At 47.0% G+C, this 18335-nt stretch carries 19 protein-coding genes; 12 read left to right on the top strand and 7 right to left on the bottom strand.

Translation table 11 applies throughout. The annotated features are described in order from the left end of the window. Positions 1-21 precede the first annotated feature (21 nt). Positions 22-366: a hypothetical protein gene (locus tag B157_RS39940; RefSeq protein WP_020606856.1), complete on the top strand. Its 345-nt coding sequence runs from the start codon at positions 22-24 to the stop codon at positions 364-366. 25 nt (positions 367-391) lie between these two features. On the opposite strand, the gene B157_RS0129200 is transcribed toward B157_RS39940, so the two are convergent. Both B157_RS0129200 and B157_RS0129195 read right to left on the bottom strand, forming a co-directional pair. Beyond that, entirely contained in the window at positions 392-1057 is a 666-nt protein-coding gene (locus tag B157_RS0129200; RefSeq protein ID WP_020606855.1) for a phosphatidylserine decarboxylase family protein, read from the bottom strand. 97 nt (positions 1058-1154) lie between these two features. Further along, positions 1155-2429, bottom strand: coding sequence for a Glu/Leu/Phe/Val family dehydrogenase (locus B157_RS0129195; RefSeq protein ID WP_026309046.1), 1275 nt, complete (start codon positions 2427-2429; stop codon positions 1155-1157). Positions 2430-2771: 342 nt separating this feature from the next. Here B157_RS0129195 and B157_RS0129190 point away from each other — a divergent pair, with 342 nt between their 5' ends. From B157_RS0129190 to B157_RS0129170, 5 genes are all read left to right on the top strand, one after another. Next, on the top strand, positions 2772-3158 hold the full coding sequence (locus B157_RS0129190; RefSeq protein ID WP_020606853.1) for a TraR/DksA family transcriptional regulator: 387 nt from the start codon (positions 2772-2774) through the stop codon (positions 3156-3158). A gap of 241 nt (positions 3159-3399) precedes the next feature. Beyond that, entirely contained in the window at positions 3400-3843 is a 444-nt protein-coding gene (locus B157_RS0129185) for a phage holin family protein (protein ID WP_020606852.1), read from the top strand. A 50-nt stretch (positions 3844-3893) separates the two neighbouring features. After that, positions 3894-4427 (top strand): hypothetical protein, encoded by a 534-nt coding sequence (locus B157_RS0129180; protein WP_020606851.1) that lies wholly within the window; start codon positions 3894-3896, stop codon positions 4425-4427. Further along, on the top strand, positions 4411-5160 hold the full coding sequence (locus B157_RS0129175) for a phosphoglycerol geranylgeranyltransferase (protein ID WP_026309045.1): 750 nt from the start codon (positions 4411-4413) through the stop codon (positions 5158-5160). Before B157_RS0129180 ends, B157_RS0129175 begins: the two co-directional genes overlap by 17 nt. A 3-nt stretch (positions 5161-5163) precedes the next feature. Next, on the top strand, positions 5164-5601 hold the full coding sequence (locus B157_RS0129170; RefSeq protein WP_020606849.1) for a hypothetical protein: 438 nt from the start codon (positions 5164-5166) through the stop codon (positions 5599-5601). A 101-nt stretch (positions 5602-5702) separates the two neighbouring features. On the opposite strand, the gene B157_RS0129165 is transcribed toward B157_RS0129170, so the two are convergent. The 3 genes from B157_RS0129165 to B157_RS0129155 form a co-directional block, all read right to left on the bottom strand. Then, complete coding sequence (locus B157_RS0129165; RefSeq protein WP_020606848.1) at positions 5703-6629, bottom strand: AraC family transcriptional regulator; 927 nt, start codon at positions 6627-6629, stop codon at positions 5703-5705. Positions 6630-6802: 173 nt separating this feature from the next. Then, complete coding sequence (locus B157_RS0129160) at positions 6803-7942, bottom strand: acyl-CoA dehydrogenase (protein ID WP_211225027.1); 1140 nt, start codon at positions 7940-7942, stop codon at positions 6803-6805. 122 nt (positions 7943-8064) lie between these two features. After that, positions 8065-8520, bottom strand: coding sequence for a MaoC family dehydratase (locus tag B157_RS0129155; RefSeq protein WP_020606846.1), 456 nt, complete (start codon positions 8518-8520; stop codon positions 8065-8067). 31 nt (positions 8521-8551) lie between these two features. Between B157_RS0129155 and B157_RS0129150 the strand changes: the two genes are divergently transcribed. Further along, a complete protein-coding gene (locus tag B157_RS0129150) occupies positions 8552-9361 on the top strand; it encodes an alpha/beta fold hydrolase (RefSeq protein ID WP_020606845.1) in 810 nt (269 codons plus the stop codon). Here B157_RS0129150 and B157_RS0129145 read toward each other — a convergent pair. Continuing rightward, positions 9339-10010: a TVP38/TMEM64 family protein gene (locus tag B157_RS0129145; RefSeq protein ID WP_020606844.1), complete on the bottom strand. Its 672-nt coding sequence runs from the start codon at positions 10008-10010 to the stop codon at positions 9339-9341. The two genes, B157_RS0129150 and B157_RS0129145, sit on opposite strands and share 23 nt — an antisense overlap. A 160-nt stretch (positions 10011-10170) precedes the next feature. Between B157_RS0129145 and B157_RS0129140 the strand changes: the two genes are divergently transcribed. Both B157_RS0129140 and B157_RS0129135 read left to right on the top strand, forming a co-directional pair. Next, a complete protein-coding gene (locus tag B157_RS0129140; RefSeq protein WP_020606843.1) occupies positions 10171-11310 on the top strand; it encodes a cystathionine gamma-synthase in 1140 nt (379 codons plus the stop codon). Between the two features lie 79 nt (positions 11311-11389). Next, the gene (locus tag B157_RS0129135) at positions 11390-14020 is read left to right on the top strand and encodes a PQQ-dependent sugar dehydrogenase (RefSeq protein WP_245565326.1); all 2631 of its coding nucleotides are present in this window, start codon (positions 11390-11392) and stop codon (positions 14018-14020) included. Here B157_RS0129135 and B157_RS0129130 read toward each other — a convergent pair. Next, positions 14017-16398: a TonB-dependent receptor gene (locus tag B157_RS0129130; protein WP_020606841.1), complete on the bottom strand. Its 2382-nt coding sequence runs from the start codon at positions 16396-16398 to the stop codon at positions 14017-14019. The genes B157_RS0129135 and B157_RS0129130 overlap by 4 nt on opposite strands. A gap of 257 nt (positions 16399-16655) precedes the next feature. Between B157_RS0129130 and B157_RS0129125 the strand changes: the two genes are divergently transcribed. From B157_RS0129125 to ribH, 3 genes are all read left to right on the top strand, one after another. Further along, on the top strand, positions 16656-16898 hold the full coding sequence (locus tag B157_RS0129125; protein ID WP_020606840.1) for a DUF4926 domain-containing protein: 243 nt from the start codon (positions 16656-16658) through the stop codon (positions 16896-16898). Positions 16899-16965: 67 nt separating this feature from the next. Further along, on the top strand, positions 16966-17661 hold the full coding sequence (locus B157_RS0129120) for a tetratricopeptide repeat protein (RefSeq protein ID WP_020606839.1): 696 nt from the start codon (positions 16966-16968) through the stop codon (positions 17659-17661). A 141-nt stretch (positions 17662-17802) separates the two neighbouring features. Then, complete coding sequence (ribH, locus tag B157_RS0129115) at positions 17803-18303, top strand: 6,7-dimethyl-8-ribityllumazine synthase (RefSeq protein ID WP_026309044.1); 501 nt, start codon at positions 17803-17805, stop codon at positions 18301-18303. The last annotated feature ends 32 nt before the right edge of the window (positions 18304-18335 follow it).

The following is an 18335-nucleotide window of genomic DNA, read 5'->3' as shown; positions in this document are numbered from 1 at the left end:
CTGGTCGATAAGGCCTATGTTGTGATTCAGGATGAGCTGGAAACGTCAGCAACTGAAACGACTGTTCAGTGGACAATGCTGACTCCGGCAACCGTAAAGGTGTTGGGTACTAATAAAGCTGAATTGACAAAAGATGGAAAAAAGCTACTCCTGCAGGTTGATAAACCGGCAGGAGTAGCTATAAGAACCTGGTCAACAGAGCCGCCCCACGAGTATGATGCTCCCAATCCAGGAACGATATTAGTTGGGTTTGAGGTGAAAGTGCCGGCAAACACCAGAACGGCTCTTACTGTACGACTGATTCCTGAAAAATCAGCAAACCGGCCCACCCAACCCGTAAAACCTTTGCAGGAGTGGCCTCATTGAGTGAGGTGAACCGGTAACTGTATCGCTAGTTCTTCAGCTCTGCCAGCACCGTGACGCCCCCCTTGGTAACATCGCCGATGTTGACTTTAATCTCGGCATCCAGCGGTAGAAATACGTCAACCCGCGAGCCGAACTTTATGAACCCGAACTCTTCACCCTGTGTCACTGGATTTCCCTCTTTCACGTAGCAGATGATACGTCTGGCAACCGCTCCGGCTATCTGACGCAGGAGCACTTCTACCCCCGCGGAGGTTTCAATAACGACCGTTGTCCGTTCGTTTTCGGTGCTTGATTTCGGGTGCCAGGCCACCAGGTATTTGCCGGGGAAATACTTAAAATACCGCACAACGCCCGAAATAGGATTACGGTTGACGTGCACGTTCAGGGGTGACATGAAAATGGACACCTGCCTGCGACGGTCTTTAAAGTATTCGGCTTCGGTTGTCTCTTCAATCACAACAACCTTACCATCGGCCGGGGCAATTATCTGCGTTTCACCAGTAGTGTGTAACCGATTGGGAATACGAAAAAACTGTACAACCAGACCGAACAAAATCAGACTCGTCAGGGCCAGCAGGACTATAGCGGTCAAATTGTCGGAAAAGAGGTAAAAGTAAGCCAACAGGTCAAGGGCCAGTAAAACCAGGCCCGTGGTCAGCATAATAGTTTTACCTTCACGATGTAAGCGCATAAGAGAATAAGTAGTGTTACTGTATAACGTAATTTCGATGTGCGGGTACGGGCAAAAGTAGGCCATCATCCCAAAACATCATATGCTTAGAGCTAAATCAGTAGCCACCCCGGAACTTGTACGTACTGGATACTTTATCGATTGCTACGATATAGGCAGCCAAACGCATGGGAACCTTGTATCGTTGCGACGTTTCAAATACACGATCGAAGGCATCTTTCATGACCCGGTCGGCCCGACGATTAACCCGGTCCAGCGTCCATTTGTAGCCAATTCGATTTTGCACCCACTCGAAATACGAAACAGTAACTCCACCTGCGTTGGCCAGAATATCGGGAATAACCATTATCCCTTTGCTGTTAATAATTTCGTCGGCACTGGCCGATGTTGGTCCGTTGGCGCCTTCTACAATCATTTTTGCCTGGATAGACCCGGCATTATCGTCCGTAATGACATCCTCTTTAGCGGCTGGAACCAGCACATCCACTGGCAGTGCGAGGAGTTCTTCATTCGAGATTGACTCTGCTCCCGCGAATCCTTCCAGGGTTCCTTTGTTTGAGTTCCGGTAGGCAATGGCCGCTGTAATATCAATACCACTTTTGTTATAATACCCGCCAGAAATGTCGCTAACTGCTACAACCGTAACGCCACGTTCGTGAAGTAGTTCAGCCGCAAACGAACCAACGTTTCCAAACCCCTGAATAGCCGCTGTAGACCGGTAGGGGTTCATTCGTAACTTATCCATTGCCGAGAGGGCCGCAACCGTAACACCCCGCCCTGTAGCCTCGGTACGTCCCAGCGATCCGCCTAACACCAGGGGCTTCCCTGTTACAACATTATTGACCGTCATCCCTTTTGCTTTGGAATATTCGTCTACAATCCAGGCCATTTCACGCGGGCCGGTTCCCATATCGGGAGCAGGTATATCGCGGTCGGGACCAAATACATCGAGCATTGTAACCGTGTATTGACGGATGAGCCGTTCGATTTCACCCGCCGACATTTCGCGCGGGTTACAGGCTATACCGCCTTTAGCACCACCATATGGAATGTCAACAACGGCACATTTCCAGGTCATCCAGGCTGCCAGCGCACGCACCTCGTCAAGGTTTACGGCCGGATCGAGTCGTATGCCCCCTTTTGACGGACCCAGAATATTGGAATGAATAACCCGATAGCCTTCAAAGACCTTGATACTACCATTATCCATCGTTACAGGTAAACCGACAATTACCTGCCGTGCCGGTACTTTGAGTATGTCATACATTTCATCAGAAATGCCCACTAACTTAGCCGCAGCATCAAAACGCGACATCATTGACTCTAGTGGATTCTCTCTATCTTTTATTGGGGCTGGTTCAATATATCCCATGATTTTTCTTTTACTTCTATTTGAAAGCAAATTTCGTGATAAAGTGCGTCGCAAACTTAGTAAATCATACTAGATGTTGCGAAAACTACATTTTTTCTAAGATTAATATAATAATAGTAGGCAGTATAATATATTTAACAGTGCGGTCTCTGGCAAAATATTTATTTATGTTAAAAGTAGTAGGCAGAATATTAATCTGTACATTCTGCTATTGGCGATTCGATAAGTTTTTTTAAAAATAGAATTATTATAAACACACCGTTGAAATAATTCATATAAAACACTATTTTTGTGGCTGAAATCAAAGCACACCATCATTAACACCAAACGTACGTAACTGCTATGGTTCAGGAAGAGAACAAACGGTATTCGGAAGAAGAGCTAAAAGAGTTTGCTGAGTTAATTGGTCAGAAACTCGATACAACCCGCAGTGAGCTGAACTACATTAAGGAGACACTCAGCAAACGTAACGACAGCGGTACAGATAACACATCGGGCAATTCTAAACTGCTCGAAGATGGGGCTGATACCAGCGAACGGGAAAACCTAAGCCAATTGGCTGCCAGGTTACAAAAGTTTACGCAGCAACTGGATGCGGCTATGGTACGAATCAAGAACGGAACATACGGTGTCTGTAAGGATACGGGAAGGTTAATTCCAAAAGAGCGCCTACGGGCTGTGCCACACACGCAGCAAACAATCGAAGCCAAACTGCGCCAGTCACGATAGGACGGGTGCGGGGTATCATGCTATCAGGCCTGTTTTGTTAAGATTTTTCTTTTATTTGTTCCTGAAAACTCCCGGCGCCGGGCTGTTCTCAACATTGGCTGGTGGTTGATTCACAGCCGACAAACTCTTACTAAAACAGCTTCAGCACCCGGTGTGCTGAAGCTGTTTTATTTTTACTAGTTTTGAACAAATTGAGTGGATTATTGTCAATAATGAATGAGTAAACTAATACTATAAAACCATGTTGGACCGTCTGGAAGAAATTCGTGAAAACACATTTCGGTATCTAGAAGCTCGAATCGAGTTGTTTACCCTAGAAATCCGGGGAAAAATAGAAGAAGGGGTCGTTGTTGGCGTACATAGTGTCGTACTGGCTCTGCTAGGCACAATGTCGCTCATATTTTTATTTAGTTTGCTGGCGGCTTATCTGAATGAAGTTACCGATAGCCGATACATGGGTTTTCTGATTGTAGCGGCCTTTTTTCTGATAATCACCATTCTCTGGGTAGCTGCTAAAGACTTTTTTCAATCAAAAATAAGAGGAGTCGCTTACAGTACGATGAAGAAAAATCAGGAGAAGAAGCAGGAGAAAAAATCGGAAGCTGTAGAAGAGTTGATGGCTCAAACAAAAGCGGTTGCCGATGAACTCAATGCCGCTTCGCGAAATGATAATCAAACCCGTTAAGTGGGCGTAGAAAGTATATTGTATTAATTCGACAGTAATTAAATTGTAAGATGGAAGATCCTAAAGTGCCATTTGCTGATACGACTGCTCGCCGGGCACAATTGATGGCTGCTACTGAGCAATTTAAAACCTCGATTAACGATGGGGTTGAATCAATAAAAGAAGGTGCAACGGAAGTGGGTAAATCAGCCGCATTTGTTGCAGGTGCTGCTTTAGCCGTATATTTGGTTGTTAATACCGTGCTTCCTAAGTCTGATGAATACCGGTATGCGGAGAAATACGGCGAACCGGAAGGTGATAAGTGGAAAAATGTTGCCGGAAATGATGATGACGAAGATGACGAGTCAGTTCCAGAGACACCAAGAGGAAAAGCCGACAAAAAGCAGACGAAAGAAATAAAGAAATCGGCTGCCGCCAGTGGCTTGATCAGTGGACTTATTACGTCAGTCTTAACGAACATTGCCCGCGAACAGCTAACCGGATTTTTAGCCCGCATCCGTACGAATAATGCCATCAATCCAACTGCCCAACCAACCGAATACCACGAAAAGGCACCAACCGAGCCTGTTGACTATACTTCGTAATAACAGGCTGTCTGGTTGGAAAGCGCTGGCTGTTTTGCTCGATCCAGACAAAATCGGACAAAGAGCACTGGGCGATCTGCTTGATCAAACAACGGAGTACCCGGTTGATTTTTTCCTGGTGGGTGGAAGTCTGGTAACCGACTATGTGCATAAAGAAGTTATTGCCGCCGTTCGTCGTCAAACCGATATACCTGTTATTCTGTTTCCTGGTAATCCACTCCATATAGAACCCTCTGCCGACGCCATTCTGTTTCTCTCACTCATTTCAGGGCGAAATCCTGAATTCTTGATTGGTCAGCACGTTATTGCCGCCCCTTTACTCAAGAGAAGTGGATTGGAAATTTTGCCTACGGGCTACATGCTGGTCGATAGTGGTACGCAAACGACGGTTTCGTATGTTAGTGGTACAATGCCTATTCCCCATGATAAACCCGGAGTGGCTGCCTGTACGGCTATGGCTGGCGAAATGCTGGGACTTAAATTGATATATCTGGATGCTGGAAGCGGGGCACGTCGGTCTGTTTCACCCGACATGATTACCGCTGTTCGTGCTGCCGTCGACCTACCCGTTATTGTTGGTGGCGGTATACGTACAGGCGAAAAAGCGTATGAAGCCTTTAAAGCGGGTGCCGATATGATTGTTGTTGGTAATGGTATTGAACAGGACCCGGATTTGTTACCGCAGTTATCAACCGTTGTTCGGGAGTTTAATCAATCAATTGTACGTGTTTAGCCCATGAAACGCTCTTTGCTATCTTTCCTGTTTCTGCTGGTAGGCTCATTCTTATGGCCTGGTTTTAGCCCAGACATAGTTGCTCAGATAACTAAGGGGAAAGTATATACCGTTGTTGAACAGGAACCTGAATTTCCGGGCGGTACCGTTGCCTTGAGCCGCTATCTGGCCGAAAATATCCGCGTTCCCGGTGCACTGGTTCGAAAAAACTATAATGCAGGCCCAATAGCGGCTAAATTCATTATTGATGAACTTGGTTATGTACATGATCCCCGAATAGTAGCCCAACCAATTGAGGGAAAAATGCGTAAAGGTATGGAAGCCTTTATGGCCAATATTATCGTAGCAGTTGAGAAAATGCCCCGCTGGACTCCGGGCAGAGTTGCTGGAAAACCCGTCCCCGTGTTTTATACACTACCCGTTGAGGTAAATATGCAGTGAAGATAAATTGTAAATCGAAAAAGCCATAAGGGGCTTAACGCATGGCGAAGGTGATCTTCGTGCGTCAAGCCCCTTATGGCTTTTTCGATTTACAACGCTTGTTATACGTTCATTAGTGACTCCCGACGGCGCATTTTCCCGGCCGGAATACCAAACATCATCTTAAACCGGCGACAGAAGTAGGCCGTGTCTTTATAACCAACCTCGGAACCGATAGCCCGAATGCTCTTTTTGCTCGTGCGCAATAAACCCACAGCCGCTTCCATGCGCTGATACTCGATATAATCCTGGGGATTGATGCCCGTTAGCATCTTAAAGTACTGTCCTACGTAATCTTCCGAAACGTTTGCTACGTTGGCCAACACTTTATTAGAAAGGTCTCCGCCGATGTTTTCCTTGATGTAAGCGAAAATATCAATCAGACGGGGGTCTTTGAAGTACGTGCTATTGGTTACCAGTTGCTCGACAAACAGGTGATTTTTAAGAATATACCGAACAACCTCAATAACAATCTCTTCCGTTTTAATCTTAATAATTCTCCCTTTTCCGGCCAGATCAGTCATATCTTCCGCCAGTATCTGATCAATGGTAGTTGCCAGATGCTCTTCCCGCTTGATGATAAAGGGCGGAACATCGAGTGAGTTGAAAAAATTGACGGAATCAAACACTTTAGCCTCAAAGGACACGTAGCCAAACGAATTAGGCAGGTGCCCAATCAATTTAGGATCGTGGTTTCCTTCCCAGTAGGATTCGCGATGAGTCATAAATTCCTCATTCGAAACTACCTTCGGTTTCGATGGATCACCATAGGTAACCGTTACATGTTTTCCACCCGGAATGAAAAGCATATCGCCTACATCCACTTTTATTTTTTCATCACCGATGGAAACCTCGCCATTATACAGGATCAGCAGCGTGTTCTCGACATCGTAGAAATTTTTGATCGTGATCGGTTGCAAAATCCGGATGTTACGGGCTTTGATAAACTTCACGCCTAGGGATTCGATTATTTTATTATAGTCTTCCATAGCTGAAAGGAGTGTGTTCTCGATTTTGAATTATGCGTAAAGTTGCACAAAACTAATAATTTGTACAAAACTAATACAAGAATAAAAGTTTCCAAAGAATAAAAAAAATAATGCGTATTCACTATGAACACGCATTATCTAGGTAGAATAATTCTATTTCAGCCTAATAACCACTATCGAATGAGCTCCCGGGCTATCACTAATTTTTGGATTTCGGACGTACCTTCATAAATCTGGGTAATCTTTGCATCGCGCATTAATCGTTCTACGTGGAACTCTTTTACATAGCCATATCCGCCGTGGATCTGCACCGCTTCGGTAGTAGCCCACATAGCCACATCGGAGGCAAATAACTTGGCCATAGCTGCGGCTTGCACATAATCTTTATTTTCATCTTTAAGTCGGGCAGCTTTATAGACCAGTAGTCGGGCGGCTTCAATTTTAGTAACCATCTCGGCTAATTTGAACTGAATGGCCTGATGGTCAAATATTTGCTTGCCAAACGCTTTTCTTTCCTGACTGTATTTGAGGGATAGTTCGTATGCACCGGCGGCAATGCCGAGGGCCTGGGCAGCAATACCGATACGACCGCCATTTAAGGTAGACATAGCGAATTTGAAGCCAAATCCATCGTCACCAATCCGGTTCTCTTTGGGTACTTTCACATCGGTAAATAGCAGCGAATGGGTATCAGAAGCCCGAATTCCCATTTTATCTTCTTTTTTGCCAACCACGAAACCGGGAGTTCCTTTTTCCACAATCAGACAATTAATACCCCGATGGCCTTTTTGTCGGTCGGTTTGGGCAATAACCAGACAAATGCCCGATGTACCCCCGTTCGTGATCCAGTTCTTGGTGCCGTTCACCAGATAATAATCGCCTTTATCGTCGGCAGTAGTGGCCTGCGAGGTTGCATCGGAACCGGCCTCAGGCTCTGACAGACAAAAGGCACCGATTGTTTCGCCGGAAGCAAGCCGGGTCAGGTACGTCTGTTTTTGGTCTTCCGTTCCAAAGGCTTCAATACCATAGCAAACCAGCGAATTATTGACCGACATTACGACCGATGCCGAAGCGTCAATTTTTGAGATTTCTTCCATAGCCAGCACGTAAGAAACGGTATCCATTCCTCCTCCACCGTATTCAGGCGGAACCATCATGCCCATAAAGCCCAATTCGCCCATGCGCTTAACTTGTTCGGCAGGGAAACGCGCTTCATTGTCGCGCTCCACGATACCGGGTAGCAGTTCATTCTGCGCGAAATCGCGGGCAGCCTCCTGCACAGCCCTATGCTCTTCCGATAAGTTAAAATTCAAACCCTGTAGCTCTGATATTGCTGTTGCCATTTGAATTGCGTTGGGGTAGTTAAAAATTTAGTTATGTTGACTGTAGTAAAGGTAAGAAATTGCCCCAATAATATGGTATGCATGCATACTGTCTATTCGAGCAAAAAGGTAATCAGTTCGGCAATACAGGCTGGTTTGGCTTCTCCTTCAACCTCGAAAACACAGTCAATAATAACGCGTAAACCATTAGGCTGAGGCTCCGTATGATGTAGCCAGCCCCGCATCCGTAGTCGACTGTTTACCGGCACAGCATTCGTGAATCTAATTTTGTTCGCTCCGTAGTTAATCCCCATTTTTACCGATTCGATTCGGTAGAGTTGGGCCATCAGTCTGGGGGCCAGCGAAAGCGTCAGGAAGCCGTGAGCAATGGGTGTTTTGTACGGCGATTCCCTGCTGGCTCGTTCGGGATCGGTGTGAATCCATTGATGATCGCCAGTGGCCTGAGCAAACAGATCGACCATTTCCTGAGTAATGGTTATGTAATCCGTTTCGCCGAGCGACTGGCCGCTATGGGCCGCAAATTCGTTGAGGTTAGCAAAATTGATCATATATAGTTGTGTTTTGTGCAGTTTTATTGATATGAGTAAGGGGCGCGTCCAGAAATTTTCGTTCGATGGTAGTGTAATAGCGTATCGAAAACTTGGTGCTGGTCCAGCCATTTTGGTTGCTTTTCACGGCTTCGGGCAGTCTGGTGGGGTTTTCATGCCGCTGGAACGCTCGTTGACCAGCCAGTTTACTATTTTCGCTGTTGATTTGTTTTTCCACGGTAACAGTGAGTATAACAAAAACCAACTACTAACCAGGCCCAACTGGTATCGCCTGATGGATGCCTTTTTGCGGACGCAGGGCATAACTCGTTTCTCATTAATGGGTTTTAGTCTTGGCGGCCGGTTTGCCCTAACCACGCTGGAAGCCTTTGCCGAACGAATCGATCAATTGTTTCTGATGGCACCTGATGGTATCACTCAAAACGTCTGGTATCGGCTGGCCACAACTACCACATTGGGGCGAAAGCTGTTTTGGTATGTGCTCCAACATTTGCCTTTATTGCTAAACGTGGGACATATACTGGTTAAGTTAGGTCTACTGGAGCGGGGACTCATGCGTTTTGCCGAACTATCTCTTGGGACACCCAATCAGTGGACACTGGCTTACCAAAGCTGGACGCAGTTTAGGCAAATTCAGCCAAATCTGGTCACCATTGCCAATCTAATCAATAGTATTCCCATACGTGTTCACTTTTTCACCGGGGTATTCGATCAAATTGTTCCCGGCCCCTATATACTACCACTTACAGGCAAACTCCGTCAGTATGAATGGACTAATCTGGAGGCTCGTCATAACCAGTTAATTGATTTAGCAGGCATTATTTTAAGGAACGCTGGATAGCATGCCAGAGCCCCGCTATGGATAGGATGATCAATACAATCACAATAATCTGCGTCCAGGAACTCTGGTTAGGATTTTCTAAAAGTGCTTTTATTTCGCGGGCCTCATGACCCGACCATATAGCCAGTATCGTTCTGGGGGCCATACCCAGAAAACCACCCAGCAAGATATTTTTGAGTTTTGCTCCGGAAAGAGCGAATAATAAATTGGTTAAACCAAAAGGAAGTACAGGGGAGAGTTTTGCAAAAAAAATGACTTCCAGTTCATTATTAAGAATTCGGTCGAGGATGGATTTAGCTTTTGGATTTTTATTGATGAAAGCCAAAAATCGGTCATGGTCAAGCCATTGGACCATAAGATTGATAAACAGAATGCCACCAAAATTGATGACAAATAAAGGTAAAACAGCCTGCCAGCCCAGAAAATAGCCGAAAATGAGTGCCAGCATGGTTGGGGGCGTAAGCCCAGCCGAGGTGATGGTACAGATAATCGTGAGACCGACCCATTGCCAGACTGTTAGCTCAGCAATGGCTACTTCGTGTACAACGGCATAGTAGGTTAGGAAAGACGTAAATACGATGGGGGTTGTCGATAAAACGATACCTGCAATGGCTGGACCGGTAAGTGCTTTTAACTGAGTTAGTCTCACAGATAGTCAAACTGCCAAAAGGCCGTTGTGGTTTAATTAGTAGTGCAATAGATGAAGGCTTGTTTGACCGAATCAGGAAAAAGAAGTCCAAAGATAATTGTGAGTTTACTTCAGCGGTTGCGTTGCACCAATGCGCTGCAATTCTTCACTACTTTTGATAATGAAATTCGCAACGAAAGCCATTCACGCGGGCATTGAACCGGACCCGACTACGGGCGCGATCATGACCCCCATCTACCAAACCTCCACGTATGTGCAGGAGTCGCCGGGTAAACACAAAGGCTACGAATATGCCCGGACGCAGAACCCTACCCGAACAGTGCTGCAAAATAACCTGGCCGCGCTGGAAAACGGAAAGCATGGCATCTGCTATGCGTCAGGTTTGGGGGCCACAGACGCTATTCTGAAATTATTCAAACCCGGCGACGAAATTATTGCCAGCAACGATTTATACGGAGGTACCTACCGTATTATGGTACGCGTGTTTCAGGAGTTTGGTCTCACATTTCGGTTCGTTGATTTATCTAATCCGGAAAATCTAGAACCGGCCATTACGTCTGCTACGAAGATGGTCTGGATTGAAACCCCAACAAACCCACTACTTCGGCTGGTTGATATTGCTGCCATTTCGGCCATTACAAAAGAACACGGTATTAAACTGGTCGTTGACAATACGTTTGCCTCCCCGTACCTGCAAAACCCGCTTGACTTAGGAGCCGATATCGTGATGCATTCGGTTACTAAGTATCTTGGCGGGCATTCCGATACAGTTATGGGAGCTATCATCCTGAATGATGATGAAATAGCTGAGCAACTGGCGTTTATCCAGAATGCCTGTGGGGCTGTGCCGGGGCCGCAGGATTGTTTCCTGGTGTTACGTGGTATTAAAACTCTGCACGTGCGGATGCAGCGTCATTGCGAAAATGCGATGAAAGTGGCTCATTATCTACTGCAACATCCAAAAATCAGCCAGGTATATTACCCCGGTCTGGCATCCCATGCCGGGCATGAGTTAGCTAAAAAACAGATGCGCGACTTTGGCGGGATGCTCTCCTTCGAACTAAAAGGGGACTCGATGCCCGAGGCTATCCGCGTAATGGAAAGTTTCAGCGTGTTTTCGCTAGGCGAATCGCTGGGGGGAGTAGAATCCCTTTGTACGCACCCGGCCAGTATGACCCACGCCAGTATTCCTAAAGAAGCCAGATTGAAAAATGGCCTGAAAGATACGCTCATCCGGCTTAGTGTTGGTATTGAGGATGTTGATGATTTGATTCAGGACCTTGCCCAGGCAATTGCTTAGTTAATGTAGGGGGGCTATAACTGGTCACTCCCTGTTCAATCAATGAATTATGCTCCGGCTTCTGCTTTTCTTTATTTGTTTGACACCCACCCTTGCCCAGGTTCCCAACGGCTTTGTACAACGGAAGGTAGCCCGAAATTTGAACCCAACCGGATTGACCTTCGCGCCGGACGGGCGGCTGTTTGTTATCGGAAAAGATGGGGATATTCAGGAAATTATCAATGACGTACTGGCTCCTGATCCATTCATTCAGCTATCTAATGTAGATACCTATAATGAGAGGGGTTTGTCGGGGCTTTGTTTTCATCCTGATTTTCCGCGTACGCCCTACTTCTATGTTTATTATACCGTAAAAGGAGCTGGTCATAATCGACTAAGCCGATTCCAGCTGACGGCAGGAGTGGCTGATCCTAAAAGTGAAAAAATCCTGTTTGACTTTGATAAGCTGCTGGGAACCATTCATAACGGAGGAGCACTTCACTTCGGCCCCGACCGGAAGTTGTACGTTTCACTCGGCGATGGTTCCAATGCGCCAATGGCGCAAAGTCTTACTAGCTTTTTAGGGAAAATATTGCGGATGAACGATGATGGTAGCGTTCCTGCCGATAATCCGTTTGTGGGGAAAACTACCGGCTCGTACCAAACCATTTATGCACTAGGGTTCCGTAATCCGTTTTCTTTGGCTATTGACCCCCTGTCGGGCCAGATACTGGTTGGCGATGTAGGAGGAGATTTATTTGAAGAGGTAGACGACGTAAAGGCCGGGCGTAACTACGGATGGCCACTAATTGAAGGGCCACGAACCAATCAGGAGGCCCCTAATAACTACACCGAGCCACTTTATACCTATAAACACGATACTGATTGTGCTATAGCGGGCCTGACCCAGTATAATCCAGCCCAATTCCGTTTTCCAGCCGACTATAGAGGGAGGGCGTTTTTCTCTGACTATTGCGGAGGAACAATTCATACCTTCGATCCGGTAACCGGGCAGGTAATTGGAGACTTCGTAACCAATATTGACCGCCCTATAGCACTGGCTACCAGCCCTGATGGCTACCTTTATTATGTAGCGCGGGGTGGCCTGGGTGGCGGTTCGCAGGTAGATAACACAGCAACCGGTAATGGGGCGGTTTACAAGGTATCCTATTTCGATTCAGGTATACCCTATATAACTACTCAGTCAACAGGAGCATTTGTGGCTGTTGGTGAAGCGACTACCCTGTCGGTCGATGCCGTAGGCCAGAAACCACTGACGTACCGCTGGTACCGGAATGGGAAACTGATAATCGGAGCATCCCAGAATCAGTATACCATCAATAATCCAACCCTGGCCGATAACGGGGCTTTATTCACCTGTATTGTAACGAACGCATTGGGTTCCGACACTTCCAGTACTATGCTGCTCCGGGTAGTGCAGGGGCAACGACCGGTAGTGCGTATTTTACAACCACTCACGAATACAACCTATCAGGGAGGAAGCGCAATCACCTACGCCGGGGAAGCCCTCAATGCCAGCAAGCAGCCTTTAGCCAACGCCAAACTGACCTGGTGGATTGATTTTCACCATGAAGACCATATTCACCCTGCTCTGGACCCAATTACCGGCCCCACCTCCGGGACGTATAAAGTAGCCCGCGTGGGCGAGACCTCTACCGACGTCTGGTACCGGGTTCACCTACGGGCCACGGATGTGTCTGGATTAACGGCCGAATCCTGGGTAGACGTAAAACCTCAGGTTAGTACTGTCACCATTAGTAGTAAACCGGCCGGTGCGCTGATAACTATCGATGGACAGTTGCACCAGACAAGCCTTACTTTTCCGGCGGTGGTTGGTATGCTTCGCACAGTTAGTACAAAGCCCTATCTGGCAGCCTCAAGTGGCTTCCATAAGTTTTCGGGCTGGAGCAACGGGCAAACGTCCACCCTGTTTACCTATGAAATACCATCTGTTAGTACCCCATTGACCATGAACTTTAGCGCTTTGCCCTCACCGGGCGGCAACGGACTGGTAGCTGAATATTACAGTGACCGTAGTGAATTTGTCAATTCGCCAACGCTGGTTCGGATTGACTCAACGGTTGACTATTACTGGAGTTACGGCTCTCCTGATCCTAAACTATCCGCTGATAACTTCGTAGCGCGTTGGTCGGGTAAGTTTCAGGTTCCTTTTTCTGATACATTCACCTTCACGACTGAGTCGGATGATGGGGCAAGGCTGTGGATCGACAATAAACTGGTCATTGATAAGTTTGACATACAGGAATCAACCGAATGGTCGGCTAACGTTGACCTGAAAACGGGGCAAACGCACACGATTCGGTTGGAATACATGGAAAACCAGGGTGAGGCTCTGGTGCATCTGCGCTGGAGTTCTCCCCAGTTCGATAAAGCAGTTGTCAGTAAATCACAGCTATTTGGCGCGCTCCTTATTACCGCTAATGAGCCAGTTGCTGGTGCATCACTGACCCTTTTTCCGCAACCTGCCCACGACCATCTGACCGTTCGGTACGTAGCCCCCCGGCCCGGCCCGGCGCAGATCGAGGTTACTGACCTGCTGGGCCGACGGATTTATCAGCAAATCGTTCGTGTGCTATCCGGTACGAATGAGTACGAGATTCCGGTAGCCGACTGGCCGGGAGGGTTGTACCATCTGGCCGTTCACCCCGCCGATCAGTCAGCCGTGTTCCGAAGAATGCTGGTTCGTTAAAACCGGACCCGAATACCCGCCAGAAAATTCCGGCCAGCCTGTGGGTAATAAGCGTTTTCTGCAATAACCTGTCCTTCCGAAATGTACCCGTAGGTGTAGCCGTTCGACTCGTACTTTTCATTTAGTACATTGTTAAACAGCAGTGTAAAAGCGATTTCCTGTGCAAACACTGGCTTAAAGGTGTAGATCACCCGGATATCGTTCGTGAAATAAGGGTTCAGTTTTCTGCTTTCGCTGGAGGTATTGTCCAGGTATTGTTTGCCGACATACTTTGAAAGAAGTCCCAGTTCCAGTCTTTTTGACGGTGTAAAGAGTAACTGCGAGCCGGAAATCACGTTAGGGGAAAACGAAATGTCTGTCTGGCTGTACTGGCGAATTTCCTGCGTACCCGTATCGTAATTATCCAGATACTCCGTAAAGTTTTCGACCTTGTTCCGGCTAACTGTTGCGTTTATATTCCAGCGGAGTTTGCTGGTTAACCGGGCACCGGCTTCCAGTTCTACTCCCGCCCGGTAACTTTTTGGTATATTGACCCGGTTGTAGGCACCTACATCGTTTATCTGCCCCGATAAGACTAACTGATTCTGGTAATCCATGTAATAACCATTAACGGAAACCGTAAATTTCTGCCCCTGAATTTTATACCCCGCTTCGTAATCAATCAGTTGTTCCGCTTTAGGTCGGCTTTCCGGAGTTGACTGCGTGTAATCATCCCGGTTGGGTTCACGATGGCCCACACCTACTGATGCGTAGGCTGTACTATGGTCGTTGATGGTGTAGGTTAAGCCTGCCTTCGGATTGAAAAATGTCAGGTTAGCGTTCTGCTGTACGTTTTGGAGTTGGCTATTGAAGCCTAGAAACGAATAGCCAACCGTGCGCACCTGCAAATCCAGAAAACCGTTGAGCCGATTGCTAAACTGATAAAAGGCCTTCGCGTACAGATTGACATCGGTTTTAACCGCATCGTCGTTATAATATCGATTCCGAATGTTCGTATTTCCGGCAATGCGTGCCCAGATTATCTCGCCATAGTGGCCGCCCTGATACTGATTCCAGCCACCACCAATATTAGCCGTCAGCTTGCCAAAGCTGTTGTAATCGAGCGAGAATACCGTACCGTAAAAATCGTTGTCCAGCCATTTTCGCCGAACAATGTCGGTTTGCCGAATGGTTGAGTCACCAATCACAACGGGGGGTAAGTTGTACTTGCTGAAAGCATCATTAGGTTTAAACTCTTCGTAGTAACCTTTTCCTTTCGTATAAAACAGGGAGGCATTCAACCGCCAGTTCTTACTGAGGCCGAATGAACTGATCAACTGGTAATTATCCTGCTGATAATTGTCCGTCTGGTTATCGTACGTAAACGAGTTATAGGTTCGGTTGGTCGGTAGAATGTCCCCCGGTACACCATTCCAGGCCTGATAGGTTTGCTCCTGCCCAGAAAACACATTCAGCCGGATAAAGCTATTTTTGGCGTAGTAGCCCCCTGATAGATAAAATGATTTCAAGTCCGAAAACGCCCTGTCAATAAAACCGTCTGAGTGTATTTTCGATAACCTGGCATCCAGAACAAAGTGATTATTGAGTAAACCGGTACCCGCCAGTACATTCACTTTTCGGGTTCCGAACGAGCCGCCCGAGAGGTTCACTTCGGCATAGGGTTTTTCCTCCAGCTTATTGGTCTGTATATTGATCGATGCACCAAAAGCTCCCGCGCCGTTAGTTGATGTGCCCACTCCCCGCTGAATCTGAATACTGCTCACGGAAGAAGCAAAGTCGGGCATGTCGACAAAGTAGGTGCCCTGCGATTCCGCGTCGTTATATGGAATACCGTTGAGTGTTACATTGACCCGTGTAGCATCGGAACCCCGAATTCGGATGCCTGTGTACCCCACACCAGCACCTGCGTCGGACGTTGTCACAACAGAAGGGGTGAAGTTGAGTAATTGCGGTATGTCTTGCCCCAGGTTCAGCTTATTCAACTCCCGGCGGGTTACATCCGTATACGCAATGGCCGATTTTTGATTGGCCCGCGTTGCGCTCACGACCACTTCGTCAACGGCCACGGCAGTTTTAGTCAGATTAATGGCCAGCGTGGTATTTTTTATTAGCTCAACGGTGCGCAATTGAGGTTCGTAGCCTAATAGCGATATACGTAACAAAAGTGTACCCGGTTTCAGATTAACGAGCTGAAACGTACCGGATGCATCGGTGAAGGTCCCCTTATAGGTATCTTCAATCACAATAGCTGCGCCGGGGAGCGTACCGCCATCGGCATCGCTTACCGTACCCGAAATGGAGAATTGAGCCCATGCGGGCAGGGTGTGCAGCCAGCATAAGGCTGCGAAGAAAATAAGATAGGTCGTACCTTTTTTCATTTGTGAAAAAGATTACGATAGGCGAGGGGCCAAACCTACCTCCGGTTATAGATAATTGGTTTGCAAACAGTCATGAATTCAATTCATAACTACATTTCCCTTCACAGCATTACCCGCGCAGGTTCAGTGGGTATAATCTCAGCCCGTTGTTTTAGGGCACCCCTTCATAAGATTAGCAGGACAAAGTTAAGTCAAATTCAATATAACAAGAATTCTAACCGAGCGTTTTTCTTTTTGAAACAGGTAATAAGGTATATATGAGCGAATTTGATTTAGTCGTGCTTACAGAAGATTTGGTAAACAGCCGGTTGAAAGCAGGAGATGTTGGTACAATCTTAACTGTTTATGGAGAAGACAAGGCATTTGAGGTAGAATTTGCAACATTGACGGGCGAATCAGTAGCCGTAGAGACGCTGTTGCCGCACCAGATTCGGGAAATTCGACCATCAGAAATGATGGCTGTACGGGATATGACCCTACAGGAACCTGCTGATTCGTAAACTTTTGACGCTTACCCTTTTCCGCAATGCTAAATATTTCTAATTTTGCACTCCAAATTGCAAAAGCATGAGCAAGAAGAACACCGGACTTGAGTTTTTAGAAGACCCGGACGCGCTGGCCGGTCAGTTAGAGCGGGCTGAAGATTTTTTTGAACAGAACCGAACGATCATTTTCGGTATCGTAGGTGCTATCGTATTAGTGATCGTTGGTTTCTTCGGTTATCGATATTATGTAAGTACCCAGGATGAAACGGCTCAGGCCGATTTGTTCCCATCCGTTTACCAGCTCGAAGCTGATTCGCCCAAGGTAGCCCTTAACGGCGACGGAAAAACACCAGGCCTCTTGTCTGTAGCAGATAATTACGGCGCAACGAAGGCTGGTAATCTGGCTGAGTTCTACGCTGGTATCGCGTTGCTGAAAGAGGGGAAATACGATGAAGCGATTGCCCATCTGAACGATTTTAGTTCGTCGGATTTACTGATCCAGGCACGGGCCTATGCGCTTGTAGGCGATGCCTATATGGAGAAGAAAAGTTATGACGAAGCAGCTGACCATTACCGGAAAGCGGCCGATTATAAACCAAACAAGTACTTTACACCCGGCTACCTAACGAAACTGGCAGTTGCCTACGAGCAGGCGAAGCAGAACGATAAAGCTATCTCGACGTATGACGAGATAATCGAAAAATATGGTCAGTCGGTAGAAGCAGCCAGTGCGAAAAAATATAAATCCGTATTGGAAGCCACTGTCGGTGAGTCGTAAGCGTACTTGACTAATTCAATACTGCAAAGGACAAAACCGAAACCGGTTTTGTCCTTTTTTATTCAGTATCCCGGATGGCCACGTCTGGAATCAACAAGCAAAAGTAACACCCGGACGTGGCCATCCGGTACACTGAATTATATGGCATCTACCAATAAGAATCTCAGCGTTTTTTCAACGGATGAACTGCCTGATATTAGTACCCGGTGCTTCGTTATCTTGGTATCGGAGTGGAATACAGACGTTACCGAAGCGTTGTTTACCGGGGCTTACCAAACGCTGATTCAGCACGGAGCTACAGCCGAAAATATTATTCGGGGCAATGTGCCGGGTAGTTATGAACTGAGTTTGGGGGCGCAGTGGTTCGCTCAGCAGGATAAGGTGGATGCAGTTATTGCGCTGGGCTGTGTTATTCAGGGTGAAACCAAACACAATGATTACATTAACCACGCGGTGGCCCAGGGCCTGACAAACGTTGGGTTAAACACAGGGAAGCCCGTCATCTTTGGTGTACTCACTCCCAATGACCAGCAGCAAGCGCTTGACCGGGCGGGCGGTATTCATGGAAACAAAGGCGACGAAGCGGCCATTACCGCCATTAAAATGATTGGCTTAAAAGAACAGGTATACAGTAAAATTTAAAGAGGGAGTAGAGCGAAAGAATGAAAGGGAGG

It is taken from the genome of Spirosoma spitsbergense DSM 19989 (assembly GCF_000374085.1).
GTDB lineage: Bacteria > Bacteroidota > Bacteroidia > Cytophagales > Spirosomataceae > Spirosoma > Spirosoma spitsbergense.
The sequence above is the reverse complement of the archived record's forward strand: the minus strand, read 5'-3'. Positions and strand labels throughout refer to the sequence as shown.